Raw genomic sequence first — 25228 nt, 5'->3', positions numbered from 1 at the left:
CGTGCGATACGGGCTTTTCGGGGTTTCGGAGGCCGAGCCCCCTTCGGTCATCCCGTCCGGCGCGTTGCGTAGCGGGTTCGCGCTGATGAGGGTTGAATGAACCCGGGGTTGGAGCCCGCCGCAAAGTGACTGAATTCACCGACTTTGTGCAGGGCTTCACAAGCGGTTACGGTGGTGGCACGCAACCCGCCTTCTCGGGCAGCGGAAGCGACCCCCTGAACCTGACTCGACCTCGCCTGTAAGGACCGCGACGGTCTCCCGGCGTCGGGTCGACAAAAGAACCCGGACACTCACCCCCGGCCGGACGAGGAGCGCAAGCGACGTGACAGAGCAGCACGAGACGCCGACTGGCGCCTCCAAGGCTCTGCAGAAGGACATCCCGCAGGCCACGGTGGCCCGCTTGGCCACCTACCTCCGAGTGCTCGCCGTACTCGCCGACGACGGTGTAGCCATCGTATCGAGTGAGGAACTGGCTGTCGCGGCGGGTGTCGGTTCGGCCAAGTTGCGCAAGGATCTTTCCTTCCTCGGCCCCAACGGAGTTCGCGGCGTGGGCTACGACGTGATCAAGCTGCGCGATCGCATCGAGGATGTGCTCGGCCTGTCCGAAGGGCACCGGGTGGTGCTGATCGGAGCCGGTCATCTGGGCCGGGCGCTGGTCGGCTACGGCGGTTTCCGTCGCCGCGGTTTCGCCATGGTCGGGCTGTTCGACAACGATCCGGCGGTGATCGGCTCGGTGGTGGGCGGGCTGGTCGTCCGTGATGTCGCCGAATTGACCGATGCCGTGGCCGCGCTGCAGCCCACCATCGCCGTCCTCACGGTGCCGGACGCGGCCGCGCAAGGTGTGTGCGATCTGCTGGTCGAGGCCGGCCTGCAGTGTGTTCTGAGCTTCTCCACGACGGCCCTCGAGGCGCCGCCCACCGTCGAGGTGCGACGGGTGGATCTGGCGGTGGAGATGCAGCTGCTGTCGTTCGAGCGGGCCCGCAACGCGGAATCGGCCGCGGAGGAAGCGATGAGCGCGGCCGCCGGGAGCCTGATGCCCCGGGTACCGATGACAACCAGCAAGGGAGCGGTGGTCCAGCCATGAGTGTTCTTCTCGTCGGGATCTCGCATCGCAGCGCACCGGTAGCGGTGCTCGAGAAGATCGCCATCACCGAGAGCGACCGGCCCAAGCTGACCGACAAGATGCTGGCCTCCAGCCACGTCTCCGAGGCGATGATCGTCTCCACCTGCAACCGCATCGAGGTCTACGCCGTCGTCGACGCCTTCCACCCGGCGCTGGGCGAGATCGGCGAACTGCTCACCGAGCACTCGGGTCTGCCGTTGCCGGAGCTCACCAAGCACGCGTACGTGCGCTACGCGGAGGCCGCGGCCGAGCACCTGTTCGCGGTGGCCTCGGGCCTGGACTCCATGGTGGTGGGCGAGCAGCAGGTGCTCAGCCAGATCCGCGCCGCCTACGCCGCCTCCGACGCGCGGCAGGCCGCCGGGCGCACCCTGCACGAGCTGGCCCAGCACGCGCTTCGGGTGGGCAAACGGGTGCACTCCGAGACCGGGATCGACCGCGCGGGCGCGTCGGTGGTGTCGGTGGCGCTGGACCGCGCGCGGGTAGCGCTGGGCCCGTTGGAGGGCCGCACCGCGCTGGTGCTGGGCGCAGGCGCCATGGGCGGGCTCGCGGTGGCGCAGCTGGCTCGCGGCGGGGTGGCGAAAATCATCGTGGTGAACCGGACGCTGGAAAAGGCACAGCGCCTGGGCCATACGGCCACCACCATGCACGGCGTGGCCGCCGAGGCCATCGAGATGGACCGGCTGGCCGAGGCCATGGCCGCGGCCGATGTGGTGGTCACCTGTACCGGAGCGGTCGGCACCGTGGTGACGCTGGCGGATGTGCATCGTGCGCTGTCGGCCAATACCAGAGCCGATGAACTGGTCATCTGCGACCTCGGTCTGCCGCGCGATGTGGACCACGCGGTGGCCGGACTGCCGGGGGTGACCGTGATCGACATGGAGACGCTGCAGCGTGATCCGTCGGCCGGCGCGGCCGCCGACGACACCGCCGCCGCGCGCACCATCGTCGCCGACGAACTCACGAAATACCTTGCCGGACAGCGCATGGCCGAGGTCACCCCGACCGTGGCCGCGCTACGCCAGATGGCCGCCGATGTGGTCGAGGCCGAGCTGCTCCGCCTGGATTCCCGACTGCCGGGACTGGAATCCGGGGAACGGGAGGAGGTCGCCCGTACCGTGCGACGGGTGGTCGACAAGCTGCTGCACGCGCCGACGGTGCGGGTCAAACAGCTGGCGTCCACGCCCGGCGGGGACAGCTACGCCGAGGCGCTGCGTGAGCTTTTCGAATTGAAACCCGGTGCGGCACAAGCGGTTGCCGCGCCGATGGAGATCTCCGCCCTGCAGGGCGAGCTGGCCGACGACTTCACCGCCGCCCACCCGGGCGACGAACAGGGGCACACCGCATGACCGGAGCAATGGTGCACGAGAACGAGACAACCGTCCGCGGAACCGTCGAGGCGCCCTGGCGCATCGGGACCCGTGGCAGTCTGCTGGCCCTCACCCAGGCCGGGCATGTGCGCGACGCCCTCATCGCCAATGGTCAGCAGGCCGAGCTGGTCATCGTGAAGACCGCCGGCGACCAGAACGCCACCGATCCCGTGCAGAAGATCGGCGTGGGTGTGTTCACCGCGGCGCTGCGCGAGGAATTGGCCGGGGGCACGGTCGACATCGCGGTGCACTCCTACAAGGATCTGCCGACCGCGCAGGATCCGCGCTTCTGCATCGCGGCCATCCCGGCCCGCCAGGATCCGCGCGACGCGCTGGTGGCGCGCGACGGCCTGGTGCTCGGTGAGCTGCCCGCGGGCGCGAAGGTCGGCACCTCCGCGCCGCGGCGGTCCGCGCAGTTGAAGGCGCTCGGTCTCGGCATCGAGATCGTGCCTCTGCGCGGCAATCTCGACACCCGTCTTTCCAAAGTCACTTCCGGTGAACTGGATGCCGTCGTGGTGGCGCGGGCCGGGCTGGCCCGCATCGACCGCCTCGACGCCGTCACCGAATCGCTCGAACCGGTGCAGATGCTGCCCGCCCCGGCGCAGGGCGCACTGGCGGTCGAATGCCGCAGCGCCGATACCGAACTCGTGACCATCCTGTCCGCTCTCGACGATCTCGGCGCCCGCGCCGCGATCACCGCGGAGCGGGCGTTGCTGGCCGAACTGGAGGCCGGCTGTACCGCACCGATCGGTGCGCTGGCCGAGGTCGTCGAATCGCTCGACGACGACGGCCGGGTGGTGGAGGAGTTGTCGCTGCGCGCCTGCGCGGCGGCGATCGACGGCTCGGATGTGATCCGGGCTTCAGCGGTCGGCTCAGTCGCGGATGCCGCGGAACTGGGTCGCGCACTGGCGCGTGAGCTCTTGGAGCTGGGGGCGCGCGACCTGCTCAGCGTCACAGAGGAATCCGCTGAGCTCACCGACAGCAGCAATCCCAGCCCAATGGAGAACAGCCCAATGAGCGAGCGCAGCGAGCGAATCACAGGCACGGCGCCTTCGGGTGCGGTTGCGCCGAGCGCCAGCGAGGTGCAGCCGTGAGCCGAGTGACGAAGAAGAATCCCGGTCGGATCCTTTTCGTGGGGTCCGGGCCTGGTGACCCTGCGCTGCTCACCGTGCGGGCCCGTGAGGTGCTCGGCCGGGCGACGCTGGCGTTCACCGATCCCGACGTCGACAAGGGCGTGCTCGCCCTGATCGGCACCGCCGTCGAGGAGAACCCCGACGGGACCCGTCCCGTCGACGTGCGCCCCGCGCTCGGTGACGCCGCCGAGGTGGCCAAGACCCTGATCGCCGAGGCGCGCAATGGTTCCGATGTGGTGCGCCTGGTCTCCGGCGACCCGATGACCACCGACTCGGTCATCCAGGAGATCAATGCCGTCACCCGTTCGCATCTGAACTTCGAGGTGCTGCCGGGCCTTTCGGCGGGCACCACCATCCCCGCTTACGCGGGCATCGAATTGGGCTCCAGCCACACCGAGGTGGATGTGCGCGGCGAGGTGGACTGGGCGGCCGTGGCGGCCGCGCCGGGACCGCTGGTGCTGCACGCCACCTCCGGTCATCTGGCCGAAACCGCCTCGGCGCTGGTGGAACACGGCATGGCGCCGCAGACTCCGGTCGCGGTGACGGTGCGCGGCACCACCCGGCAGCAGCGCACCATCGATGCCACGCTGGCGACGCTGAACAATGCCGCTTCCGAACTGGTCGGCCCGCTGGTGGTCACGGTCGGAAAGGAAGTGGAGAAGCGCTCCAAGACCTCCTGGTGGGAGTCGCGGGCCCTGTACGGCTGGACCGTGCTGGTGCCGCGCACCAAGGAGCAGGCCGGTGAGATGAGCGAGAGGCTCGTCATGCACGGGGCCATCCCCATGGAAGTGCCGACCATCGCCGTCGAGCCGCCGCGCAGCCCGGCGCAGATGGAACGCGCGGTCAAGGGCCTGGTCGACGGCCGCTACCAGTGGGTGGTGTTCACCTCCACCAACGCGGTGCGCGCGGTGTGGGAGAAGTTCGGCGAATTCGGCTTGGACGCCCGCGCTTTCAGCGGCGTGAAGATCGCCTGCGTCGGCGAGGCCACCGCGGAGAAGGTGCGCTCCTTCGGCATCAACCCCGAGCTGGTGCCCAGCGGTGAGCAGTCCTCCGAGGGCCTGCTGGCCGACTTCCCGCCCTATGACGACGTTTTCGACCCGGTCAACCGGGTGCTGCTGCCGCGCGCGGACATCGCCACCGAGACCCTCGCCGAGGGCCTGCGCGACCGCGGCTGGGAGATCGACGACGTCACGGCGTACCGCACCGTGCGTGCTTCTCCGCCGCCCGCGGAGACCCGCGAGATGATCAAGACCGGCGGTTTCGACGCGGTGCTGTTCACCTCGTCCTCCACCGTGCGGAACCTGGTCGGCATCGCGGGCAAGCCGCACGCGCGCACCATTGTGGCCTGCATCGGCCCCAAGACCGCCGAGACGGCAATCGAATTCGGCCTGCGCGTGGACGTGCAGCCCGAGGTCGCCCAGGTCGGTCCGCTCGTCGAGGCGCTCGCCGAGCACGCCGCTCACCTGCGCGCCGAGGGGCTGCTGCCGCCGCCGCGCAAGAAGAGCCGTCGCAGCCGCTAGCGGTGGCCGGGCGCCACGGCGCCGTGCCCGATAGCCGGAGATGGGCCCCGCATCCGATGATGCGGGGCCCGTGGCGTTTTCGCGTTCGTTGGCCGAATGCCCATGGAAATGCCGGCGTTTCATTTCGAGGTGAAATGCGTACGCTGCGTTCAGCATTCGATAGTCGGAAGGTGAACATCCATGAAGCGCACGGCAGTCGGCCTGATCGCGATGTCCGGGATCGCCCTCGCGGTGTCGTCCCCGGCCGCGGGGTCGGCGGCGCCGGCATCGCTGCGCCAGGCCCCGGCCTCGACTCAGACCACTCAGGTCGCCCCGATCGACGCCACCGGCTCCGGTAGCGCGGTCGTGAACACGCTGCGATTCCTGCTCGAGTGCCTGACCACCGGCTCGGGTACCCCGGGCACGACCGGCACCGGCTGCCTGGTCTCCTAGCGTCGGCCGCGTCCGGTGGAGGTTCTCCGGCGTCTTCTTGCGTGGACGCCGGAGAACCCGCACCGCGGTCAGCGCTGGGCCGCCATCAAGCGGCGGACCATGCGGCAGGTCGCATCCGACGGCCAATGCACGCCGATGACTTCGGCTGTGTCGCGGATCTTTTCATTGGTCGCCTGATCCGGACCGAAGGATCCGGAATCCAGGAGCGCGATGGCCAGCCGCATCGCCTTCAGCCGGCGATTGTGCGAGATGTACCACGAGCGCGGCCGGCCCGCGGGCAGTGGCTGCTTGGCCAGCGGCACCCAGGCGTGATCGATGGGCTCCCCCTTCTTCGGCACCCCGGTGGACCGGTTCACCTTGTCGGACATGCTGGTAACGGCTGCGAGCACGGCCAATCCTCCCGTCGCGATCCGGAGCCGCACCCCGTTCGGGCGCTGTCCACGGCCCGTCCGGGTGCGCGATTCCTTCGAACACATCTTCGATTCTACCCGGGGGCACCGACAAAATCCGCTGCTCACAATGACTTTCACCGGGCGACCCGGCCCGTCCGTGGAGGCGCGCGCACCCGGATCGTGGAGCGGGCATATCATGCGAACATGACCGGAATGGACCGCCCTCGGCGGTTGCGCCGCACTCCCGCCATGCGTCGGCTGGTCGCCGAGACCAGCCTGGAGCCGCGGCATTTGATTCTGCCCATGTTCGTCGCCGACGGGATCGATGAACCACGCGAGATCTCTTCCATGCCAGGCGTTTTCCAGCATTCGATGGACTCGATGCGCAAAGCGGCCGTGGAAGCGGTGACCGCCGGCGTGGGCGGTCTCATGCTCTTCGGGGTGCCCAAACCGGAGGACAAGGACGCCCGGGGGAGCGGAGCCAGCGATCCGGACGGGATCCTGAACCGCGGGCTGAGGGCGCTGGCGCACGAGGTCGGCGGCTCGACGGTGGTCATGGCCGACACCTGCCTCGACGAGTTCACCGACCACGGACACTGCGGCGTGCTGGACGACAGCGGCGTGGTCGACAATGACGCCACCCTGACCCGCTATGTCGAGATGGCGCTGGCGCAGGCCGAAACGGGCGCGGATCTGCTCGGCACCAGCGGCATGATGGACGGTCAGGTGCGCGCGATCCGCGCGGGCCTGGACGCCGCCGGGCACTCCGACACCGGCATCCTCGCCTACGCGGCCAAGTACGCCTCGGCGTTCTACGGTCCCTTCCGGGAGGCCGTCGGCTCCTCGCTGCAAGGGGATCGGCGCACCTATCAGCAGGATGCGGCCAACCGCCGCGAGGCCATTCGTGAACTGGAGCTGGATCTGGCCGAGGGCGCGGACATCGTCATGGTGAAGCCGGCCATGTCGTATCTGGACATCCTGCGCGAGGTCGCGGATCGCTCCACGGTGCCGGTGGCGGCCTATCAGATCTCCGGCGAGTACGCGATGATCACAGCGGCCGCCCAGCGCGGCTGGATCGATCGTAAGGGCGCGGTACTGGAGTCGCTGTTGGGCATCCGGCGCGCGGGCGCGGACATGGTGCTCACCTACTGGGCCACCGAGGCCGCGCACTGGCTGTCGTGAGCGTGACCGAGTAGCTCGAATCGTGAATCCGATGGTCCCGCCGGGCATTTCGCGTCCGGTCCCGGAAGACGTGCGCACCGCCTGCCAACTCTGGTACGTCGCACTCGGTGTCGGGCTGGTGCAGTTGATCGCCTCGCTGGTCGCGCAGTTCGGGCAGCGGCAGGACCTGGCCCAGCGGATGTTCGACCAGGTCGAGCAGCAGCGGCCGGCGGTGACGCTGACCCAGGTGCAGGCCTGGATGGCGATCGTGTTCGTACTGGTCGGGGTGTTCTGGCTGATGCTGACCGGGGCCGGGGTGGCGGTCGTGTACCAGCTGGGCCGCGGAAAGGCCTGGGCCCGGGCGCTGCTCACCGGATTCGGCGTGTTCCTGGTGCTCGGAGCCGCGGGCACGCTGTTCGGCATCGGGGTCGAGGAGGGTGCGGCCGCACTGGTCGCGGGCGGAGCCGGTATCGTGCAGGCGGTGCTGGCCGGTGGGGCCGTATTCCTTTGCTACCGAAGCGAATCGGAGGCCTTCTTTCGTCCGGGACCGCGTTAGGTATTCCCGAGTTTGTTACGGGCCTACTAGCGGGTATGGTGAGGGCAGTCACAGGGAATTCGGGAACCGGATACCGGGCGTCATACGTTGAGTCATGGCGCGTTCGGCTCCGGGAAGGCGGAGGCAACGATGCGAGTGGTGATCCAGCAGCCGCACAGCCTGCGGCGCGATGTGCTGGTGCTGAGTCTGCTGTTTCTGTTCGGGCTGCTCACCCTCGCCGTGCTGCTGATGCCGGGCCTGGCCCGCTGAGCGAATTCGCGATCTTTACCCTCGACCTATGAGTGAGGCCATCAACGCCCCCGAGGCCGTGCTGTTCTCCGAGCCCGGTGCGCGCTGGCGGACCATCGGCTACGGACCCGCGCTGTGCGCGATCATCCTGGTGATCGAGCTGATTCGCGGCGGCGCCATCCACTGGTTCGGACTGGCCTTCTGCGCGGTGCTGCTGGCCGGATTCGTGTGGTTGCAGGTGGTGGCGGGCAAGCGGCACATCAGTGTCGAGCTGACGCCGAAGCAGCTGCGCGAGGGCACCGAGGTGGTGCCGCTGCGCGATATCGCCAAGGTGCTGCCCGAGGAGGACGAGCAGTCCTGGGATTATGAGGATTGGCAGTCCGCACGGGCGCTGGGCGAGCTGACCGGAGTGCCGCGGCGGCGCAAGGGAATCGGGCTCGAGCTGGCCGACGGGCGGCTGGTGCAGGCGTGGGCACGTGACCACATCACGCTGCGCGCCGAGCTGACGGCCGCGCTGGAGCGAGCGCGCGGGACCGATGACGGGCGCGGGGCGGACGATGAGCGGAAGGAAGCGCTGTGATGCGGTGGCTGACCGTATTCGCCGAATTCGTGCTGGTGCCGGTACTGGTGGTCGCGGCGGTGTGGTGCTGGCGCAATGGGATTCAGCCCACCGTGTTCAGACCGCAGGGCGAGGCGCCGACGTTCACCGCGACACGGTACATCGGGCCGTGGCTGGCGGGGTGCACGGCGCTGACGATCGGGGCGGGACTGGTGCTGATCGATGTGATCGCGCGGTCGGTTCGGCTCGCGCGCTGACCTTTTCGCCGGATTCCGAGCTCACCCTCTTGCTGGACTCATCGGGTTCGTGCCTGCGAGTCGCGGCGACACACCGCGCGCAAGGGGTGCGAAGTCTGGTTTCATCTTGGAGGGGTCTGGGCGGGCACCGAGAATAGTGTTCGTGAAGCGCACAGATCTCAGGAAACGCATCGCCACCGCGATGCTGGCCACGGGGGTCGTCGGCGCTGTGGCCGTGGCACCGGCCGCCGCGGCTGCGGTCGATAGCGTCCCGGACCACCGGTCGCACCTCAGGGCGACGTCCTGGCGGGACCTACTACCACCCCAGCTGAATTGCCTGCTGTCCACCGGATGGTCGGTGTTCTGCCTGGGGATTCCGCTCTCGTAGCGGGTTGCGGCGGCGCGACCGCAGACCGCGCCGCCGTCTCCGCTCCCCGTGCGTTGCCGCCTGAATCGCTGGCACCGGCCGGATGCGCTGAAAAAGCTGTCATCCCCCTTACGCGACAGCCTCAGTTCCAGTATTGGTAAACATCCAGCACCCGTCCGCCCGGGCTGCCCGGCAGATTCAGGAAGAGCACCACGTTGCCGTCGGGGTGCTCGGCGGCCTCCATGATCACCTGCCGTAGTGAGGCGTGCACGCCGCCCCTGTCGTCCTTGTAGATGGCGGTATCCGGTTGCAGGCGCGCACCCATCCGGCTCAGCGGCACGAACATGCTGATTATCGCGGGTGCGGGACCATCCGCCATCGCGGCGGTTTCCTCGTGCGACAACGCCACCCCCACCTGCCCGTGATCGATCTGCACCACCGGAACCCCCGCTGCCGCGACTCCGGCCCCGGCGACGGCCCCGGCGGCGACGGCCATGATCCCAACCCAGAATCGAACGATCCCCATACCTGCCGCCCTCTCTCCGAAGCCGTTTCCTGCGCCGAGACATTACGCATTGGCAACTCATCAGCGAATAACGTTGTCCGAAACTCGACTTCGGCGTGTTGCCGCAGGTCGGATCACCGCCTCCGGGATGCGGTGCTCAAATCGGGGTGCGAGGATGGCGGGTTGGGCTGTGGGACGGGCCACTCGACTACACCCTGTCGTCGACGGGGCTGGGGGCGGCTGAGAGACTGGGTGCCGTGAGTTCTTCTCCGCGTGTGAGCCAGGTGTCGGTCCCGGTCTCAGCTCAACTTTTCGAACGCGCCGCAGCGGTCATTCCCGGTGGCGTGAATTCGCCGGTGCGCGCGTTCAAATCCGTGGGCGGCACGCCGCGGTTCATCGCCTCCGCGCGCGGTTGCACGCTGACCGACGCCGACGGCAACGACTACGTGGACCTGGTGTGCTCATGGGGCCCGATGATTCTCGGGCACGCGCACCCGGTGGTCGTCGAGGCGGTGCAGCGGGCGGCCACGGGCGGGCTGTCCTTCGGCGCGCCGACCGAGGCGGAAATCGAACTCGCCGAGACCATTGCGGGCCGGGTCGCTCCGGTGGATCGGGTGCGGCTGGTGAACTCCGGCACCGAGGCCACCATGAGCGCGGTCCGGCTGGCGCGCGGCTTCACCGGGCGCAGCAAGATCATCAAGTTCAGCGGCTGCTACCACGGGCATGTGGACGCGCTGCTGGCCGACGCCGGGTCGGGTGTGGCCACGCTGGGCCTGCCGACCTCGCCGGGCGTCACCGGCGCACAGGCGGCCGACACCCTGGTGCTGCCCTACAACGACCTCGAGGCCGTGGCCGCCGCGTTCGCGGCGCATCCGGGTGAGATCGCGTGCGTCATCACCGAGGCCGCGGCGGGCAATATGGGCGCGGTCGCGCCGGTGGCCGGATTCAACGAGGGGCTGCGCCGGCTCACCACCGAGCACGGCGCGGTGCTTATCATGGACGAGGTCATGACCGGGTTCCGGGTCAGCCACGCGGGCTGGTTCGGTATCGACGGCGTGGCCGGCGACCTCTACACCTTCGGCAAGGTGATGAGCGGTGGCCTGCCGGCCGCCGCGTTCGGCGGGCGCGCCGACATCATGAACCACCTGGCGCCGCTGGGTCCGGTCTATCAGGCGGGCACCCTCTCGGGTAACCCGGTCGCGGTGGCCGCGGGCCTGGCCACGCTGCGCGCCGCCGATGAGCAGGTCTACGCCACGCTGAACACGAACGCCGAGCGGCTGGGCACGCTCATGACCGAGGCGCTGACCGCCGAGGGCGTCCCGCATCGGGTGCAATTCGCGGGCAATATGGTGAGCGTGTTCTTCGCCGAGAACCCGGTCACCGACTACGCCGCCGCCAAGGCGAGCGAAACCTGGCGTTTCCCAGCCTTCTTCCACGCGCTGCTGGATGCGGGTGTGTACGCGCCGCCGAGCGCCTTCGAAGCCTGGTTCGTCTCGGCCGCCCTCGACGAGGACGCATTCGACCGCATCGCCGCCGCCCTCCCCGCCGCCGCGCGCGCCGCGGCGGCCGCCACCCCCGAAGGATCCGCCGCGTGAGCTCCGCCCACCCCGACTCCGGCCTGCCCGCACCCACCCAGCACGAGGCTCCCCTCTCCGCAGCCGAGGCCACCCGTCTCCTCGACTCCATCCGCCAAGCCGAGGAGGAATTGGCCGAAACCGGCGAACACATCGCCGTCTCCCCGGCCGAACCCGCCTCCGCCCCAACGGAATCCGACAATTCCAGCACGGTTGCCGCCGATTCCGCGGAGGGTGCGGAGATCGCCGCCGAGTCCGACGCGGCTCCGGCCGTCGAATCGGAGGAGTCCGGCGCGCCGGCCGCCTCGTTCTCGTCCGAGATCGTGGTCGAGGTGGATCCCGGTTCGGGTGAACCCGGTGAGTCGGGCACGGAATTCGACGCCGGGAACGACGGCGATGCGGACACGGCCTCCGGTGCTGCGGGCGGATTGATCCTGCCGGGCGATCTGGCCGATGATGTCGAGACGATCGTGCATGTCATGCGGCACGGTGAGGTGCACAATCCGAAAGGGATCCTGTACGGGCGGTTGCCCGGGTTCCAGCTGTCGGTGACCGGGCGGGCGCAGGCACAGGCTGTGGCGCGGTCGCTGGCGGATCATGACATCGCGCTGGTGGTCGCTTCGCCGTTGCAGCGGGCGCAGGAGACCGCGGATCCCATCGCGATGGGTCATGCCCTGGTGATTCGAACCGATGACAATCTGATCGAGGCGGGCAACACCTTCGAGGGGTTGCGGGTTTCGGCAGGTGACGGCGCGCTGCGTAAGCCTCGGCACTGGTGGAAGCTGCGCGATCCCTTCACGCCGTCGTGGGGTGAGCCGTATCTGCAGATCGCGCACCGCATGCTGGCCGCGGTGAACAAGGCGCGGGTGGAGGCCGCCGGCCGGGAGGCCGTGCTGGTCTCGCATCAGCTGCCGGTGTGGACGCTGCGCCGTTTCCTGCAGGGGCAGCGGCTGTGGCACGACCCGCGCCTGCGGCAGTGCTCGCTGGCCTCGCTGACATCGCTTGTCTACCAGGGCGACACGTTGATCGACATCGTCTACTCGGAACCGGCCGGCGCCTCGGATCCCAGGGTGACCGGAGCATGAGTCGCGCCATCGCGTCCCGGCCGTCCTCCGCCCGCCGCCCACTTCGCCGGGTGGCGGCGCTGCTGGCGGGCCTGAGTGTGGTGGCCGTGCTCGCCGGATGCTCGACAGCGGGCAAGGACGCGGTGGCCCAGGGCGGCACCTTCGACTTCGTCTCCCCGGGCGGCAAGACCGAGATCTTCTACGATTCGCCGTCCGCGCGCGGCACCATCGGCAAGCTGTCCGGCCCGGATCTCGTGCACGACGGCAAGACCACGTCGGTGGACGACTTCCCGGGCAAGGTGGTGGTCATCAATATCTGGGGCCAGTGGTGCGGCCCCTGCCGCGCGGAAGCCCCGGCGCTGGAACAGGTTTACGAGGCCGGCAAGGACAAGGGCGTCGCCTTCCTGGGCATCAATGTTCGCGACAACCAGAAGGACAAGGCCCAGGATTTCGTGACCGACAACAAGGTCGGCTACCCCTCCATCTACGACCCGTCCATGCGCAGCCTGCTCGCGCTCGGCGGCAAATTCCCCACCAGCGTCATCCCCACCACCATCGTGCTGGACAAGCAGCACCGGGTGGCGGCGGTGTTCCTGCGCGCCCTGCTGGCCGAGGACCTGCAGCCGGTGGTGGACAAGCTCGCGCAGGAGCAGGCGTGAACCACGTGACCTCCGTGAACCACCTGACCTATATGGCGAGCGTGGGCGATTCGTTCCAGCAGACCGCCGCCACCGGACCGCTGCTGCTGGCGCTGGGCGCCTGCATGCTGGCCGGTCTGGTGTCGTTCGCCTCGCCGTGCGTGGTGCCGCTGGTGCCCGGCTACCTGTCGTACCTGGCCGGTGTGGTGGGTGCGGAGGCCCCGCCGGTGACGGTGGAATCGGCCAAGACCACCACGGCCACCGCCGCGGGCCGCCATTCCGCGCGGCTGCGCGTGGCGGGGGCGGCGGGCCTGTTCGTGGCGGGCTTCACGGTCGTGTTCGTGCTCGCGTCGGCGACCGTGTTCGGCGCGATCCAGGTGCTGAACGTCAATCGTGAACTGCTGCAACGCGTCGGCGGCGTGGTGACCATTGTGATGGGCCTGGCCTTCATCGGCCTGATCCCAGCCCTGCAGCGCGACACCCGCATGGAGCCGCGCCGACTCAGCGGCATCATCGGAGCCCCGCTACTGGGCGCGGTGTTCGCGCTCGGCTGGACGCCGTGCCTGGGCCCGACGCTGTCGGGTGTGATGGCGGTGTCGGCGGGCACCGAGGGCACCACCGCGGTCCGCGGCGTAGCCCTCATCGTGGCCTACTGTCTGGGCCTGGGCCTGCCCTTCGTCATCTTGGCCTTCGGCTCGGCGACCGCGCTGCGCGGTGTCGGCTGGCTGCGCCGTAATTCCCGCACCATTCAGGTGATCGGCGGCCTGCTGTTGGTGGCCGTCGGCATCGCCCTGGTGACCGGGGCGTGGGACCAGTTCGTCTCCTGGGTCCGCGACGCCTTCGTCTCGAATGTGACCCTGCCGATCTGACATGACTGCCATCATCGAAACCCCCAGCGCCCCCGCCCGTCCGCCGCGCCAGTCGCCGCTGCGCCGCGTCCTCGGCGTGCTGCGCAATACCTGGCGCGGCCTGACCAGCATGCGCACCGCGCTCATGCTGCTGTTCCTGCTGGCCTTGGCCGCCATCCCGGGCGCGCTGCTGCCCCAGCGCAGTCTGAACGCGGGCAAGGTCGACGACTACATCCGCAACCGGCCGACGCTCGGCCCGTGGATGGACCGGCTGCAGCTGTTCGACGTGTTCTCCAGCTTCTGGTTCACGGCCGTCTATGTGCTGCTGTTCATTTCGCTGGTGGGCTGCATCCTGCCGCGCTGCGTGGACCACTACCGGGCGCTGCGCACGCCCCCGGTCAGGGCGCCGCGCAACCTGTCCCGGCTGCCGCACCACTGGTCGGGTACCGACGCGGTCACCCCCGAGCAGGTGATCGAGCGGGCCCGCGGCCAGATGCGCGGCTGGCGCACGCTCGTGCAGCCGGGTGATCGTGAAGGCGAGCTGACCCTTTCGGCGGAGAAGGGCTACACCCGCGAGCTCGGCAACCTGGTCTTCCACCTGGCCCTGGTCGGTCTGCTGGCGGCGATCGCGGTCGGCAAGCTGTTCGGCTACGAGGGCAATGTGGTCGTGCTCGCCAATGACGGCCCGGGTTTCTGCACCACCTCGCCCGCGGTGTTCGACTCCTTCCGCGCGGGCAATGTCAACGACGGCACCGGGCTGACCCCGATGTGCGTGCGGGTCAAGGACTTCAAGGCCGACTACCTCCAGAACGGCCAGGCGTCCATGTTCACCTCGAACATCCAGTACCAGACCGGCACGGACCTCGACGCCGGCAACTGGCGCGACGCCACCATCCAGGTGAACCACCCGCTGCGCGTCGCCGGTGACCGGGTTTACCTGCAGGGCCACGGTTTCGCACCCAGGTTCACGGTGACCTTCCCGAACGGCCAGACCCGCACCGAGTCCATCCAGTGGAAGCCGGACGACGCCACCACCTTCCTGTCCTCGGGTGTGCTGCGCATCGACCCCCCGGGCGGCATGTATCCGAACGAGGAGGAGCGCCGCAAGCACCAGGTCGCGATCCAGGGCCTGTTCGCGCCGACCGCGCTCATGCACGGTCAGTTGCTCACCTCCAGGTATCCGGCCATGAACGATCCGGCGGTGGCGATCGACATCTACCAGGGCGATACCGGCCTGGACACCGGTCGCGCACAGTCGCTGTTCGCGTTGGACCCGGAGATGATCAAGCAGGGCCGCCTGGTGAAGGCACAGCGGGTGAACCTGAAGCCGGGTGAGTCGGCGTCCCTGTCCGACGGCACCAAGGTGACTTTCGACGGCGCGGAAGAGTTCGTGAATCTGCAGGTTTCGCATGATCCGGCGCAGCAGTGGGTGCTGGTGTCGGCGCTGACCATGATGGCGGGCCTGCTGGTGTCGCTGCTGGTGAAGCGCCGCCGCATCTGGCTGCGCGCGTACCCGGATACCGATACCGATGGGGTACGACGTACCGTAGTAGAAATGGGCGGATTGGCCCGCACCGACCAGGCTGGATGGGGCGGCGAATTCGACCGCCTGCGTGAGCGGCTGCTGACGGGAGAGAAGTAATGCCGATCGACGAGAACATCGCCTCCTACAGCGATCTCGCGTTCAAGTCGGCCATCGTGATCTACGCGCTGGTCTGGATCATGCTGGTCTGGCAGTTCGCCCTCACCCGCACGGTGCCGACCACCACTCGCCAATTGGTCACCGCCGGCGGCGGTTCCGACATCGTCGACGAGCCGCCCGCGAACGTGCCCGGCAAGGTGCAACCGCGCGGGTCCGAGCGTCCCTTCCCGGAACGCCTGGGCAATATGGCCTTCGCGGTGCTGTTCGTCGGCGTCGGCGTGCACCTGGCCTCGATCGTGCTGCGCGGCTTCGCGACCCACCGTTTCCCGCTGGGCAATATGTTCGAGTTCATCTCGATGGCCACCGCGGCGGCCGTGCTCCTCGGCCTGATCCTCCTGCGCGACCAGCGGTTTCGCGGCATGTGGTCGTTCCTGCTGGTCCCGGTGCTGATCCTGCTGTTCCTGGCGGGTACCAAGCTGCACGTGGACGCGGCCCCCGTGGTCCCGGCACTGAAGTCCTACTGGCTGCCCGTGCACGTCACCGTGGTGTCCATCGGCTCGGGTGTCTTCCTCGTCTCGGGCGTCGCGAGTCTGCTGTTCCTGTACCGCATCTGGCAGCCCGCGGGCGCGGAGTCGGACAATATCTTCGGTCAGCTGGCCCGCCGCCTTCCCGACGCCCAGCTGCTGGACCGCCTCGCCTACCGCACCACCATCATCGGCTTCCCCATCTTCGGCGCCGGCGTCATCCTCGGCGCCATCTGGGCCGAGGCCGCCTGGGGCCGCTTCTGGGGCTGGGACCCGAAGGAGACCTGTTCCTTCATCGCCTGGGTCCTCTACGCCGCCTACCTGCACGCCCGCGCCACCTCCGGCTGGCGCGACACCAAGGCCGCCTGGATCAATATCGCCGGCTTCGTGGCCATGCTCTTCAACCTCTTCATCATCAACATCGTGGTGAGCGGCCTGCACTCCTATGCGGGCCTGAACTGACCCAACAGGTTTCGAAGGCCCCGGCACGTTCAGTGCCGGGGCCTTCTTTTCGTGGGTAACTACCGATCGGTGCCGAGGGGCTGTACCGTGTTAAGCGACGGTGATTAGAACACGTTCTAGTTTTGAGCGAAGGGGCTCGTCATGGCACTGGCGCCGCAGGGTCGGGTTCGAAAGGTGCGGGAGATCGACGTGGGCGACGCGCCCACACGGTTCGCGCGCGGATGGCATTGCCTCGGGCTCGCCAAGTCATTCCGGGACGGAGAACCGCATCAGATCTCCGCGTTCGGGACCAAGCTGGTGGTCTTCGCCGACAGCAAGGGTGAGCTGCACGTGCTCGACTCCTATTGCCGGCATCTGGGCGGCGACCTGAGTATGGGTGAGATCAAAGGGGATTCGATCGCCTGCCCGTTCCACGACTGGCGCTGGGGCGGCGACGGCAAGTGCACCGGCATCCCCTACGCGCGGCGCGTCCCGCCGCTGGCGCGGACCCGGTCGTGGATCACGTTGGAGCGCAACGGTCAGCTGTTCGTATGGCACGACCACGAGGGCAATCCGCCGCCGGACGAGGTGACGATCCCCTACATCGAGGGCCCGTACACCGATGCCGAGGGCAAGGGCACCGAGGGACCGGCCGACGGGTGGACCGAATGGACCTGGGAGTCCATGGTGATCGAGGGCTCCAACTGCCGCGAGATCATCGACAACGTCGTGGACATGGCCCACTTCTTCTACATCCACTACGCGTACCCGACGTTCTTCAAGAACGTCTTCGAGGGACACATCGCGACCCAGTACCTGGAGTCCACCGCGCGTCCGGACAAGGGCATGGCCACGCAGTACGGCGGCAACTCCACGCTGAAGTCGGTGGCCTCCTACTTCGGGCCGTCCTACATGGTCAATCCGTTGGTCAACAACTACAGCGGGTTCGAACTCGAGACCGTGCTGATCAATTGCCACTATCCGATCTCGCAGGACGCGTTCGTGCTGCAGTACGGCATGTCGGTGCGCAAGCCGCAGGGCGTGGACGATGCCGCCGCGGATCGGATCGCGGAGAAGATGACGGTCGGCATCGGTGAGGGCTTCCTGCAGGACGTCGAGATCTGGAAGCACAAGTCCAAGATCGAGAATCCGCTGCTGACCGAGGAGGACGGCCCGGTCTACCAGCTGCGCCGCTGGTACGACCAGTTCTACGTGGACGTCGCCGATATCGACCCGAAGTCGGTGCAGCGCTTCGAATTCGAGGTCGACACCACCAAGGCCAATGAGGCGTGGGAGGCGGAGGTCGCCGAAAACCTCAGGCGCAAGGCCGAAGAGGATGCCACCAGCCACTGACGGTGTCCGCTCAGAACAGGCTCCACGCCAGGTAGGCCGCGACGGCGAGGTAGACCAGATTCGCGACGATGAACTTGGCCTAGCCGGCGCGCAGGTGGGCGATCATCGCTCCCACCATGAGCAGGATCCAGCAGACCGCGGTCACCGGCGTCATGACGGGCGCGAGGTGCAGGGCGACCGGCAGGATCAGCCCGGCCGCGGCCAGCAGTTCGAGGACGCCGAGGGAGCGGATGAAGCCGGTGGGCACGTTCACCGTCCACCCCGCGCCCGGGAATGCGGCCAGCTTGGCCTTGGACATGATCAGCTTGTTGGCACCGCCGCTCACCGCGACGAGGGCCAGTACGCCGGACGCGATCCACAGGCTGGTGGTCATGGGAATCTCCTTGCGACTGGTAATCGCGACTTCGGTGTCGCGATCGGATTCGTGCATGAGATGCCGGAGCCGCCGGCCCTGTGACAGCTCTGCCCGGTGACGGCCGCCACACGGTCGGGGTGGGGTCTGGAGACCCGGCGCCCCACCCGAACCCATCGTCGGTTCGGCGTCGGCGACCCCGCGGGTGTGGGCCCGACCGCCGCCGTGGATCTCGCGACCACCCTGATCGCCCTGCTGCAAGGTGCGCGCCAAGGGCACGATCGAGCCCTTCGATCGCATCTCCCGTGCCGCGACCGATGTGATGCGGTGCCGTTTCGCGCCCTAGCCCTCGTCCGCGAGTTCGGTGTCGGCCATGCGTACTTCACCCCGCGTGAGCGGTTCGTAGTCCCCGCCCGATTCCTCGCGAATCAGGTTCATGTCCGACAGTTGCCGGTGCCGATCGGCCCGCCGTGTCGCAGCTCGCTCGTCGCCGGCCTTACGGCGCGCATCCTGCGACAAATTCTGTTCACGCTCCATCGAGGCACCTCCGGAAGGGAGCGCTGTGGAACCGTATTGGCTCAGTATGCGCGCGCCGACGACCGATGGAGTGATCTATGTCATACCGATTGTGGGTCGAAGAGGGGTTTCGCGCACGCACGGCGTGCGCCGCGCCGACATTTCCGGAACCCATGATCGATTTCCGGCGGCGGTCAGGCAAACTCGAAGTGGCAAACCGCACACAAGCTTTCGGGAGTGAACGAATGCGCAAGATCCTGCCCTCGACCCTGCTGGCCGCCAGCGCCGTCGGCGCCCTGCTGGTGCTGCCCGCCGGCACCGCCAACGCGTTGAGCCCGGCCTGCTCCGCTGTCAACGATGTCCTCAGCAACGTCCACGCGCTCGGCCCGAACAAGCAGCTGCAGCAGGACGTCGCCAACCAACTGCTCGCGATCGACGCCAGCGGCGCCGAGAAGGACGCGATCACCAACTACGCCAACGCGCTGACCAATGGCGACGCCGCCTCCATCGGCACCGCCACCACCATCCTCAACGGCGTCTGCAACCAGGGCTAGCCAATTCTTCTGCTCCGCAGCCACTTCGGGCCGGTTCTCCATGGCGGACCGGCCCGAACTGTATGCGTCGGCCGGGGATGACGGCGTGCTACCGCCGTGCCGAAGGCCCTGCCACCCGATGCGGCGGTCGTCGAACTCGTGGACGATATCTTCCTGCCGGTCGTCCGTACGGGTGTAGGCCGCAGAGACGAACCGTCCCCCGAGGACGCGCTGGCGCGAATCCGCGGGGGACGGTCACTGTTGTCCAAATGGCTATCTTGTTGGCGAGCTTCGGTCAATCAAGTGGATTCGCCGTCGCGATGCTCTCGGGAGAGTTTGGCGAGGAAATCCGGGTCATCTTCGGGACCGATGATGCGGTTGCGCCGAATGGGTGCTGCGCCGGTGCCAGCCGATCGCTGGGGTCCGAAAGCCTTCCAGCACAGCATCGCGACGGCCACTACCGCGATGAGTGCCAACAGGTACGTCACGTCGCTCACCTCCTGACAACGAGGGTAATCCGAGTGCGTACCCGCGGCACGTGAAGCGGGAAATCAGTGTTACACGCGGGTGGCCTCGGTGGTGAGGGACCGCAGGAGTTGCATCACTTCTGATTCGCGGAACCGGCGGTGCCCGCCCGGAGTCCGCAGGGAGCCGAGCCGACCTGCGTGAGCCCAACGGGTCACGGTCTTCGGATCGACGTGGAACAGGGCAGCGACTTGGCCTGGGGTGAGCAGGGTGTCCTGGCCGTTGACGGAACCCAATGCGCGGCTCGCCGCGGTGAACGCAGTCATTCGCAAACCTTTCCGTTTCGACAGATCCCTCATCAGTAGCGACATCGTTGCACCGCACCCCCTGGGTGTTCGAACGGTCTCGCTTTGGTAAAGGGGAAGTAATAGACAAAACGGATATCCGTTATGTGTTTACGGTCACGTTTGACCCCGTTGTAGCGAACTGTCAGCGACAAACAGGCTGGTTGGCTTCATATTTCTGCCGCACGAGGGCCGCGGCGGCGCCCGAGGCGCCGTCACCTACGCTGTTCTGCGTGAGTGATGCAACCCGGCCCGAAGGTGCGGGCCGCCGCCTGGCGCGCAATCTGGCCCTCTACACGGTGGCCCGGCTCGGGCTGGTCGCCGTCATCACCGCGATCATCCTGGGCGTGGCCGCCGTGGTGAAGGTGTCCATCCCGCTCATCGTCGCGCTGCTGTTCGCTCTGCTCGTCGCCATGCCGCTGTCGCTGGTGCTGTTCAAGAAGCTTCGTGCGCAGGTCAACCGGGACATCGCGGCCGTGGACGCCAAGCGGCGCAAGGACCGTGACCAACTGATGTCGAGGCTGCAGGGCAAGGACGAGCAGTGAAGCGCTGCGATCGCAGCGCACCCCGGGACTGGGTCGACAATGCCGTCCGCCTCATCGACGCCGACACCCAGCGCAGCGCCGACACCCATCTGCTGCGCTACCCACTACCGCCGGAGTGGGGTATTCAGCTCTATCTGAAGGACGAATCGACACACCCGACGGGCAGTCTCAAACATCGCCTGGCCAGATCGCTGTTCCTGTACGCCATCTGCAACGGCTGGGTCACCGAGGGCACCACGGTGGTGGAGGCTTCGTCGGGTTCGACCGCCATCAGCGAGGCGTATTTCGCCAAGATGCTGGGCCTGGACTTCGTGGCCGTGGTGCCGGCCAAGACCTCGCCGGAGAAGCTGGCGCTCATCGAGGCTCAGGGCGGGCGCTGTCACCTGGTCGAACGCGCCCCCGACATCTATACGGAGGCGGCGCGTCTGGCGGCCGAGACCGGCGGTCACTACATGGACCAGTTCACCAATGCCGAGCGTGCCACCGACTGGCGGGGTAACAACAACATCGCCGAATCCATCTTCCAGCAGATGATTCTGGAGACGCACCCTGTCCCGGAGTGGGTCGTGGTGGGCGCGGGGACCGGCGGCACCAGCGCGACCATCGGCCGCTATCTGCGCTACAAGCGGCATCCGACGCGGCTGGCGGTGGTGGATCCGGAGAACTCGGCCTTCTACGGCGGCTATGAGGTCGACGACCTGGACTATCAGACCGGAATGCCGTCACTGATCGAGGGCATCGGGCGGCCTCGGGTGGAGCCGTCCTTCGTGCCGAGCGTGGTGGACTGCATGATCGAGGTGCCCGACGCGGCCTCGGTGGCGACCGCCAGACATGCCAGTGCGGTGCTGGGCCGGCGGGTGGGCGGGTCCACGGGCACCAACCTGTGGGGGGCCTTTGCCCTGATTGCCGACATGATCGCCGCGGGCCGCGTCGGCAGTGTGGTGACGCTGCTCTGTGATGGCGGAGACCGTTATGCCGGAACCTATTTCAATGACGAATGGGTTGCCGACCAGGGGCTGAGCTTGGCCGAACCCGCCGCGGTGCTGACCGAATTCATCGCCACCGGTACTTGGTCGGGATAGTTTTCGCACGGCACGACGGGTCGGCTGATACTGGGCGATCACCTACCGGAAAGATTGCCACGCATTTGCTATAGCGGCTTGGTTGGCGACGGATCGTTAGCGGGCGCAGCCTTTTTTACGTGTCTCGATGGGGTAACAAGGGCTCCGAGTGCGTTAAGGGGCCTTGACATTTGAGGGGTGTTGACGGACCGCCGAGCGCGTCGCCGCGGTCGGCCCATCGACGACGGTGCCGAGTGCCAGCAGCCACGATTGCAGGCTCGATTGCGTGCGCCACACATTGATTCGTATCTCGGAGATGGCCAGCGTCCGCGGGTCGCGCACCAGCTTGGTGAGATCGCTGCGCTCCACGACGACCGGGGAGCGCCACAGCAGCGCGAAGTCCGGATCCGCCAGGCACCGTTCGAGGATCTGCCGGCCGTGCTCGCTCTCGCCGGCGCGCGCCAGTTGTATGCGGAAGCGGCCCACCGCCATGCGGGTCTCGTTCTCCCAATTCACCATCACGGTGCGCGAGATGGGATTGAGGATCAGCCATTCCAGGTAGTTGGTCCCCGTCACGAGTTCCGGGAAGTACTCCTGGTGCGCGGCATTGGCGGCCGCGATATCCCACAGTCCGGAGACGTAGGCGCCGATGGCTGGGTTGAGTAGATCCAGATACTCCAGGTCGACCGGGGTGGGGTGGTCCGCATCGGCGCTGGGTAGTGGGCCTTCGGCCAGGATAAGTGCGTACTCGAATTCGGCCGACGACAGTTTCAGCGCGGTACCGAGGGATTCGATGACCCGCCGGGACGGGTTGGCGCCGCCTTCGATCTTGGTCAGGTAGGGGACCGAGAGGTTGGCCTGCCAGGCCAATTGGGGACGCGTGAGATTCGCGGCGGTGCGGCGCTGGCGAATGTACTCGCCGAACGTGGGAACTCCATCCATTTACTTAGGCAGACCTTACTTGTATGGCCATCGGGTGCACGCGCGGTTGCCGACGGATACGTACGGTCCCCGGGTCGCGGGGTGTGCGGCATTCCGTTCTGCTCCAATAGTTTGAAACAACAACAAATCAGGAGTCGAGTTGGGGCCGCCACCGCGGTCGGTCATGGATGTGCATGTCACGGCCGGACCCTGGGCGATGTCATCGGCGCGAGGCGGGGCCGATGAGCCGGAGTGTCATGACGTCGTCAATGCCTGGGGGCGGGCGTCTTTCGGGCTGTATCAGGACCGCGACGGCGACATCTGGGAGAGCGAACCGCGCGGTTGGCGGCTGTGACCGCGGGATGACGTGGCCGTCGACCCCGACGTCGTCTGGGATTGGGTCGACGGCTGTGTGCGCGATTGGGATTGGGTCGACGGCTGTGAGCGCGACTGCGCGCCGTTCACCCCCTGGGCCTGACCGCGACCTTCCGGTCCGGCCGTCACGTGATGTCAGCTGACGGTGAACAGCCTTCATGTCGTGTCAATTTTCGTTGACGTTCCGCATGTGTCAACGTAAATTGACAGGCATGAGTGAGGCAACGACTCTGGCGGCCGCCGCCGGCAGCCCCGACCCCCAGGTCGGGCTCCGCGCGGTGCTGGCACTGCGCCGGCTGCTCGAGCGGCTCGAGGCCATTCAGGTCACCAATGCCCGCAAACAGGGCTGGTCCTGGCAGGCCATCGCGGACGCGCTCGAGGTGAGCAGGCAGGCGGTCCACCAGAAGTACAACCGGAAGGGCGGTATCCGCTGATGTTCGAACGATTCGACAAGGCGGCCAGATACGCGGTCGTGATGGCCCAGGAGGAGGCACGGGATCTGTGCTCGTCGAGCATCGAGGTCGAGCACATGCTGTTGGGCCTGCTCGACTGCCCCGACCAGGGCCTGCGGGAAATCCTTGTGGCGCACGGGCTCACCGCCGACGGTGTGCGAGACACTGTGGCCCGCAAGCGGACCGGTGAGCCTCTCGGTGCGGAGGACGCGGCGGCGCTGCGTTCCATCGGCATCGATCTCGACGCCGTGCGGGAGAGCCTGGAGGCCACCTTCGGCGAGAACGCCCTCGACCGGGCCGCGGTGCCGGTCGCGGGATCGCGCTGGGGGAAGTACTGGGGTGCGGAAGGCGGCCCGCGCGGCCACATTCCATTCACCAAGGAATCCAAGAAGGTCATCGAGCTCTCGCTGCGGGAGGCGCTGTCGCGCAAGGACGATCGCATCGAGGCCGGTCACATGGTGCTGGCGGTGCTCCGCGCGCCCAACCCCATCACCCAGCGCCTGCTCGGCGACGAGACCGCGGTGCGGAATCTACGTGACGCCGTGTCCGGCTACCTCGATCGCGCGGCCTGATCGGCCAGTGGCGTATTCGGCCCGATCGAGATGTCCGGCCCGAGACCCGATCTCGCCCTACGATCGGGGCATGACGCTACTGATACGTCTGCTGATCAACGGGGTGGCCATCTGGCTGGCCGCCGCCTGGGTGAACGGCATCGAGATCAAGACCCCCGAGGACACCACCCAGAGCAAGATCCTGGTGATCGCGGCTATCACCGTGGTGTTCGCCCTGGTGAACATGCTGGTGAAACCGATAGTGAAGGTGCTCTCATTCCCCTTCATCGTGGTGTCGCTGGGCCTGTTCCTGCTGGTGATCAACGCCCTCATGCTGTGGTTGACGGCGAAGATCACCGGCACCACGGATTACGGCCTGCGCGTGGACGGATTCTGGGCCGCGGTGCTCGGCGGCATCATCATCTCGGTGGTGAACTGGGTGCTCGGAGTCCTCGTCCCCGACGAGGACTGAACTCAGCCGACGGCCAGCGCCACGGCCACGATGGCCGACCACACCAGCATCGCCTGACCGGTACCGGCAAGGGCGGGAATGAGTCCCGGTCCGTTCTTGCCGGTCCGCACCGGCTCGTTGGCACGGATGGCCAGCGGCAGCGCCACCAGCGCGGCCAGGGTCCAGGGGCTGCGCCAGACCAGCAATGCCAGCGCGAGGAACGGGATCAGGATCAGCACCATGTGCAGGGTGCGGGTGTGGGCGTCGCCCAGCCGCACGGCCAGGGTGAGCTTGCCGGATTCGGTGTCGGTGGGGATATCGCGCAGGTTGTTGGTGACCAGCACGGCGCTGGAGAAGGCGCCGACGGACACCGCGCACACCAGTCCGGCCCAATCCACCCGCCCGGCCTGCACGAACTCGGTGCCGAGCACCGCCACCAGGCCGAAGAACACGAAGACCGCGATCTCACCGAAGCCGCTGTAGCCGTACGGGTTCCGGCCGCCGGTGTAGAACCAGGCTCCGGCCAGGCAGGCCGCGCCGACCAAGATCAGCCACCAGGCGCTGGTGATCGCCAGCACCAGGCCGATCACCGCGCCGACGGTCAGGCAGGCGATGGCGGCATTGCGCACCGCGGCGGGGGCCGCCAGCTTGGAACCGACCAGGCGCAGCGGACCGACCCGCTCGTCATCGGTGCCGCGAATGCCGTCGGAGTAGTCGTTGGCGTAATTGACGCCGATGATGAGCGCCACCGAAAGCAGCAGGCACAGAATCGCTTTCCACCACACGAACCCGCCGACCGAGGCGGCCGCTGCCGTGCCCGCCAGAACCGGGGCGATGGCGTTCGGAAGGGTGCGCGGCCGAGCGCCCTCGATCCACTGTGCTGCTGTAGCCATGCTTCGCAGCCTAGTGCGAGGCTCGGCGGGCGCGCCCGTCCGAGGGTCCGGCGTTGCCGGGCCGAGCCGCGGACGGTCTTCGGCCGCGGCCTCGAGCTGGGCTTGC

General features: G+C 67.9%; 30 protein-coding genes and 1 pseudogene. 23 read left to right on the top strand and 8 right to left on the bottom strand.

Annotated features, from left to right (window positions below; all coding sequences use genetic code 11):
• The first annotated feature begins 322 nt into the window (after nt 1–322).
• The 5 genes and pseudogenes from GLP40_RS27785 to GLP40_RS27765 all read left to right on the top strand — a co-directional run bounded on the left by GLP40_RS27785 (nt 323) and on the right by GLP40_RS27765 (nt 5575).
• The gene (locus GLP40_RS27785; RefSeq protein ID WP_328290746.1) at nt 323–1084 is read left to right on the top strand and encodes a redox-sensing transcriptional repressor Rex; all 762 of its coding nucleotides are present in this window, start codon (nt 323–325) and stop codon (nt 1082–1084) included.
• Nucleotides 1081–2469, top strand: coding sequence for a glutamyl-tRNA reductase (locus tag GLP40_RS27780; protein WP_154790965.1), 1389 nt, complete (start codon nt 1081–1083; stop codon nt 2467–2469). The genes GLP40_RS27785 and GLP40_RS27780 overlap by 4 nt, the downstream gene beginning before the upstream one ends.
• Before the next feature lie 8 nt (nt 2470–2477).
• Nucleotides 2478–3458 (top strand): annotated as a pseudogene (hemC, locus tag GLP40_RS27775) (hydroxymethylbilane synthase); the annotation flags it as partial.
• A gap of 122 nt (nt 3459–3580) precedes the next feature.
• A complete protein-coding gene (locus GLP40_RS27770) occupies nt 3581–5143 on the top strand; it encodes a bifunctional uroporphyrinogen-III C-methyltransferase/uroporphyrinogen-III synthase (protein ID WP_328290745.1) in 1563 nt (520 codons plus the stop codon).
• A 180-nt stretch (nt 5144–5323) separates the two neighbouring features.
• A complete protein-coding gene (locus GLP40_RS27765) occupies nt 5324–5575 on the top strand; it encodes a hypothetical protein (RefSeq protein WP_154790964.1) in 252 nt (83 codons plus the stop codon).
• A gap of 68 nt (nt 5576–5643) precedes the next feature.
• On the opposite strand, the gene GLP40_RS27760 is transcribed toward GLP40_RS27765, so the two are convergent.
• On the bottom strand, nt 5644–5964 hold the full coding sequence (locus tag GLP40_RS27760; protein WP_328290744.1) for a hypothetical protein: 321 nt from the start codon (nt 5962–5964) through the stop codon (nt 5644–5646).
• Between the two features lie 207 nt (nt 5965–6171).
• Here GLP40_RS27760 and hemB point away from each other — a divergent pair, with 207 nt between their 5' ends.
• The 5 genes from hemB to GLP40_RS27735 all read left to right on the top strand — a co-directional run bounded on the left by hemB (nt 6172) and on the right by GLP40_RS27735 (nt 9095).
• The gene (gene hemB, locus GLP40_RS27755) at nt 6172–7149 is read left to right on the top strand and encodes a porphobilinogen synthase (protein ID WP_154790963.1); all 978 of its coding nucleotides are present in this window, start codon (nt 6172–6174) and stop codon (nt 7147–7149) included.
• Nucleotides 7150–7171: 22 nt separating this feature from the next.
• The gene (locus GLP40_RS27750; protein ID WP_154790962.1) at nt 7172–7684 is read left to right on the top strand and encodes a hypothetical protein; all 513 of its coding nucleotides are present in this window, start codon (nt 7172–7174) and stop codon (nt 7682–7684) included.
• Nucleotides 7685–7961: 277 nt separating this feature from the next.
• Nucleotides 7962–8492 (top strand): hypothetical protein, encoded by a 531-nt coding sequence (locus tag GLP40_RS27745; protein WP_154790961.1) that lies wholly within the window; start codon nt 7962–7964, stop codon nt 8490–8492.
• On the top strand, nt 8492–8728 hold the full coding sequence (locus GLP40_RS27740) for a hypothetical protein (protein ID WP_154790960.1): 237 nt from the start codon (nt 8492–8494) through the stop codon (nt 8726–8728). Before GLP40_RS27745 ends, GLP40_RS27740 begins: the two co-directional genes overlap by 1 nt.
• Nucleotides 8729–8870: 142 nt before the next feature.
• The gene (locus tag GLP40_RS27735) at nt 8871–9095 is read left to right on the top strand and encodes a hypothetical protein (protein WP_154790959.1); all 225 of its coding nucleotides are present in this window, start codon (nt 8871–8873) and stop codon (nt 9093–9095) included.
• 121 nt (nt 9096–9216) lie between these two features.
• Here the strand turns inward: GLP40_RS27735 and GLP40_RS27730 are convergent, their stop codons facing one another.
• On the bottom strand, nt 9217–9600 hold the full coding sequence (locus GLP40_RS27730) for a hypothetical protein (protein WP_230330005.1): 384 nt from the start codon (nt 9598–9600) through the stop codon (nt 9217–9219).
• 236 nt (nt 9601–9836) lie between these two features.
• On the opposite strand from GLP40_RS27730, the gene hemL reads away from it, so the two are divergent.
• The 7 genes from hemL (at nt 9837) to GLP40_RS27695 (ending at nt 17663) form a co-directional block, all read left to right on the top strand.
• Complete coding sequence (gene hemL, locus GLP40_RS27725; RefSeq protein ID WP_328290743.1) at nt 9837–11174, top strand: glutamate-1-semialdehyde 2,1-aminomutase; 1338 nt, start codon at nt 9837–9839, stop codon at nt 11172–11174.
• Between the two features lie 458 nt (nt 11175–11632).
• Nucleotides 11633–12238, top strand: a complete 606-nt coding sequence (locus tag GLP40_RS27720; protein WP_154791064.1) for a histidine phosphatase family protein — start codon at nt 11633–11635, stop codon at nt 12236–12238.
• On the top strand, nt 12235–12876 hold the full coding sequence (locus GLP40_RS27715; RefSeq protein WP_154790958.1) for a TlpA family protein disulfide reductase: 642 nt from the start codon (nt 12235–12237) through the stop codon (nt 12874–12876). The genes GLP40_RS27720 and GLP40_RS27715 overlap by 4 nt, the downstream gene beginning before the upstream one ends.
• A gap of 32 nt (nt 12877–12908) precedes the next feature.
• Nucleotides 12909–13724: a cytochrome c biogenesis CcdA family protein gene (locus GLP40_RS27710; RefSeq protein WP_154791063.1), complete on the top strand. Its 816-nt coding sequence runs from the start codon at nt 12909–12911 to the stop codon at nt 13722–13724.
• A 1-nt stretch (nt 13725) separates the two neighbouring features.
• Nucleotides 13726–15345, top strand: coding sequence for a cytochrome c biogenesis protein ResB (gene resB / locus GLP40_RS27705; RefSeq protein ID WP_154790957.1), 1620 nt, complete (start codon nt 13726–13728; stop codon nt 15343–15345).
• On the top strand, nt 15345–16331 hold the full coding sequence (gene ccsB / locus GLP40_RS27700; protein WP_154790956.1) for a c-type cytochrome biogenesis protein CcsB: 987 nt from the start codon (nt 15345–15347) through the stop codon (nt 16329–16331). The genes resB and ccsB overlap by 1 nt, the downstream gene beginning before the upstream one ends.
• Before the next feature lie 141 nt (nt 16332–16472).
• Nucleotides 16473–17663, top strand: a complete 1191-nt coding sequence (locus GLP40_RS27695) for a Rieske 2Fe-2S domain-containing protein (protein ID WP_154790955.1) — start codon at nt 16473–16475, stop codon at nt 17661–17663.
• Between the two features lie 79 nt (nt 17664–17742).
• Here GLP40_RS27695 and GLP40_RS27690 read toward each other — a convergent pair whose 3' ends face one another.
• Nucleotides 17743–18036, bottom strand: a complete 294-nt coding sequence (locus GLP40_RS27690; protein ID WP_154790954.1) for a DoxX family protein — start codon at nt 18034–18036, stop codon at nt 17743–17745.
• 321 nt (nt 18037–18357) lie between these two features.
• Nucleotides 18358–18552: a hypothetical protein gene (locus GLP40_RS27685; protein ID WP_154790953.1), complete on the bottom strand. Its 195-nt coding sequence runs from the start codon at nt 18550–18552 to the stop codon at nt 18358–18360.
• A gap of 224 nt (nt 18553–18776) precedes the next feature.
• Here GLP40_RS27685 and GLP40_RS27680 point away from each other — a divergent pair, with 224 nt between their 5' ends.
• Nucleotides 18777–19085, top strand: a complete 309-nt coding sequence (locus GLP40_RS27680; protein ID WP_154790952.1) for a hypothetical protein — start codon at nt 18777–18779, stop codon at nt 19083–19085.
• A gap of 278 nt (nt 19086–19363) precedes the next feature.
• Here the strand turns inward: GLP40_RS27680 and GLP40_RS27675 are convergent, their stop codons facing one another.
• Complete coding sequence (locus GLP40_RS27675) at nt 19364–19552, bottom strand: hypothetical protein (RefSeq protein ID WP_154790951.1); 189 nt, start codon at nt 19550–19552, stop codon at nt 19364–19366.
• Nucleotides 19553–19621: 69 nt separating this feature from the next.
• A complete protein-coding gene (locus GLP40_RS27670) occupies nt 19622–19855 on the bottom strand; it encodes a BldC family transcriptional regulator (RefSeq protein ID WP_154790950.1) in 234 nt (77 codons plus the stop codon).
• Nucleotides 19856–20106: 251 nt separating this feature from the next.
• Here GLP40_RS27670 and GLP40_RS27665 point away from each other — a divergent pair, with 251 nt between their 5' ends.
• Together GLP40_RS27665 and cds1 are read left to right on the top strand one after the other, a co-directional pair.
• Nucleotides 20107–20418 (top strand): DUF4229 domain-containing protein, encoded by a 312-nt coding sequence (locus tag GLP40_RS27665; protein WP_328290742.1) that lies wholly within the window; start codon nt 20107–20109, stop codon nt 20416–20418.
• Nucleotides 20415–21500, top strand: coding sequence for an L-cysteine desulfhydrase Cds1 (gene cds1, locus GLP40_RS27660; RefSeq protein WP_328290741.1), 1086 nt, complete (start codon nt 20415–20417; stop codon nt 21498–21500). Before GLP40_RS27665 ends, cds1 begins: the two co-directional genes overlap by 4 nt.
• 153 nt (nt 21501–21653) lie before the next feature.
• Here the strand turns inward: cds1 and GLP40_RS27655 are convergent, their stop codons facing one another.
• Nucleotides 21654–22421: a helix-turn-helix domain-containing protein gene (locus GLP40_RS27655; protein ID WP_154790949.1), complete on the bottom strand. Its 768-nt coding sequence runs from the start codon at nt 22419–22421 to the stop codon at nt 21654–21656.
• A gap of 566 nt (nt 22422–22987) precedes the next feature.
• On the opposite strand from GLP40_RS27655, the gene GLP40_RS27650 reads away from it, so the two are divergent.
• From GLP40_RS27650 to GLP40_RS27640, 3 genes are all read left to right on the top strand, one after another.
• Nucleotides 22988–23209: a helix-turn-helix domain-containing protein gene (locus GLP40_RS27650; RefSeq protein ID WP_033089567.1), complete on the top strand. Its 222-nt coding sequence runs from the start codon at nt 22988–22990 to the stop codon at nt 23207–23209.
• Complete coding sequence (locus tag GLP40_RS27645) at nt 23209–23799, top strand: Clp protease N-terminal domain-containing protein (RefSeq protein WP_154790948.1); 591 nt, start codon at nt 23209–23211, stop codon at nt 23797–23799. The genes GLP40_RS27650 and GLP40_RS27645 overlap by 1 nt, the downstream gene beginning before the upstream one ends.
• A gap of 70 nt (nt 23800–23869) precedes the next feature.
• Complete coding sequence (locus tag GLP40_RS27640) at nt 23870–24250, top strand: phage holin family protein (RefSeq protein ID WP_154790947.1); 381 nt, start codon at nt 23870–23872, stop codon at nt 24248–24250.
• Nucleotides 24251–24252: 2 nt separating this feature from the next.
• Here GLP40_RS27640 and GLP40_RS27635 read toward each other — a convergent pair whose 3' ends face one another.
• Complete coding sequence (locus tag GLP40_RS27635) at nt 24253–25122, bottom strand: 1,4-dihydroxy-2-naphthoate polyprenyltransferase (protein ID WP_154791060.1); 870 nt, start codon at nt 25120–25122, stop codon at nt 24253–24255.
• Between the last annotated feature and the right edge of the window lie 106 nt (nt 25123–25228).

The organism is Nocardia aurantiaca (genome assembly GCF_009708175.1).
Taxonomy (GTDB): domain Bacteria; phylum Actinomycetota; class Actinomycetes; order Mycobacteriales; family Mycobacteriaceae; genus Nocardia; species Nocardia aurantiaca.
The sequence above is the reverse complement of the archived record's forward strand: the minus strand, read 5'-3'. Positions and strand labels throughout refer to the sequence as shown.

Coding starts and splice junctions, on each gene's coding strand:
- GLP40_RS27780 (WP_154790965.1), top strand. CDS start 1,081: ATGAGTGTTCTTCTCGTCGGGATCTCGCATCGCAGCGCACCGGTAGCG.
- GLP40_RS27765 (WP_154790964.1), top strand. CDS start 5,324: ATGAAGCGCACGGCAGTCGGCCTGATCGCGATGTCCGGGATCGCCCTC.
- hemB (WP_154790963.1), top strand. CDS start 6,172: ATGACCGGAATGGACCGCCCTCGGCGGTTGCGCCGCACTCCCGCCATG.
- GLP40_RS27745 (WP_154790961.1), top strand. CDS start 7,962: ATGAGTGAGGCCATCAACGCCCCCGAGGCCGTGCTGTTCTCCGAGCCC.
- GLP40_RS27740 (WP_154790960.1), top strand. CDS start 8,492: ATGCGGTGGCTGACCGTATTCGCCGAATTCGTGCTGGTGCCGGTACTG.
- GLP40_RS27730 (WP_230330005.1), bottom strand. CDS start 9,600: ATGGGGATCGTTCGATTCTGGGTTGGGATCATGGCCGTCGCCGCCGGG.
- GLP40_RS27720 (WP_154791064.1), top strand. CDS start 11,633: ATGCGGCACGGTGAGGTGCACAATCCGAAAGGGATCCTGTACGGGCGG.
- GLP40_RS27715 (WP_154790958.1), top strand. CDS start 12,235: ATGAGTCGCGCCATCGCGTCCCGGCCGTCCTCCGCCCGCCGCCCACTT.
- GLP40_RS27710 (WP_154791063.1), top strand. CDS start 12,909: ATGGCGAGCGTGGGCGATTCGTTCCAGCAGACCGCCGCCACCGGACCG.
- resB (WP_154790957.1), top strand. CDS start 13,726: ATGACTGCCATCATCGAAACCCCCAGCGCCCCCGCCCGTCCGCCGCGC.
- ccsB (WP_154790956.1), top strand. CDS start 15,345: ATGCCGATCGACGAGAACATCGCCTCCTACAGCGATCTCGCGTTCAAG.
- GLP40_RS27695 (WP_154790955.1), top strand. CDS start 16,473: ATGGCACTGGCGCCGCAGGGTCGGGTTCGAAAGGTGCGGGAGATCGAC.
- GLP40_RS27690 (WP_154790954.1), bottom strand. CDS start 18,036: ATGACCACCAGCCTGTGGATCGCGTCCGGCGTACTGGCCCTCGTCGCG.
- GLP40_RS27685 (WP_154790953.1), bottom strand. CDS start 18,552: ATGGAGCGTGAACAGAATTTGTCGCAGGATGCGCGCCGTAAGGCCGGC.
- GLP40_RS27680 (WP_154790952.1), top strand. CDS start 18,777: ATGCGCAAGATCCTGCCCTCGACCCTGCTGGCCGCCAGCGCCGTCGGC.
- GLP40_RS27670 (WP_154790950.1), bottom strand. CDS start 19,855: ATGACTGCGTTCACCGCGGCGAGCCGCGCATTGGGTTCCGTCAACGGC.
- GLP40_RS27655 (WP_154790949.1), bottom strand. CDS start 22,421: ATGGATGGAGTTCCCACGTTCGGCGAGTACATTCGCCAGCGCCGCACC.
- GLP40_RS27650 (WP_033089567.1), top strand. CDS start 22,988: ATGAGTGAGGCAACGACTCTGGCGGCCGCCGCCGGCAGCCCCGACCCC.
- GLP40_RS27645 (WP_154790948.1), top strand. CDS start 23,209: ATGTTCGAACGATTCGACAAGGCGGCCAGATACGCGGTCGTGATGGCC.
- GLP40_RS27640 (WP_154790947.1), top strand. CDS start 23,870: ATGACGCTACTGATACGTCTGCTGATCAACGGGGTGGCCATCTGGCTG.
- GLP40_RS27635 (WP_154791060.1), bottom strand. CDS start 25,122: ATGGCTACAGCAGCACAGTGGATCGAGGGCGCTCGGCCGCGCACCCTT.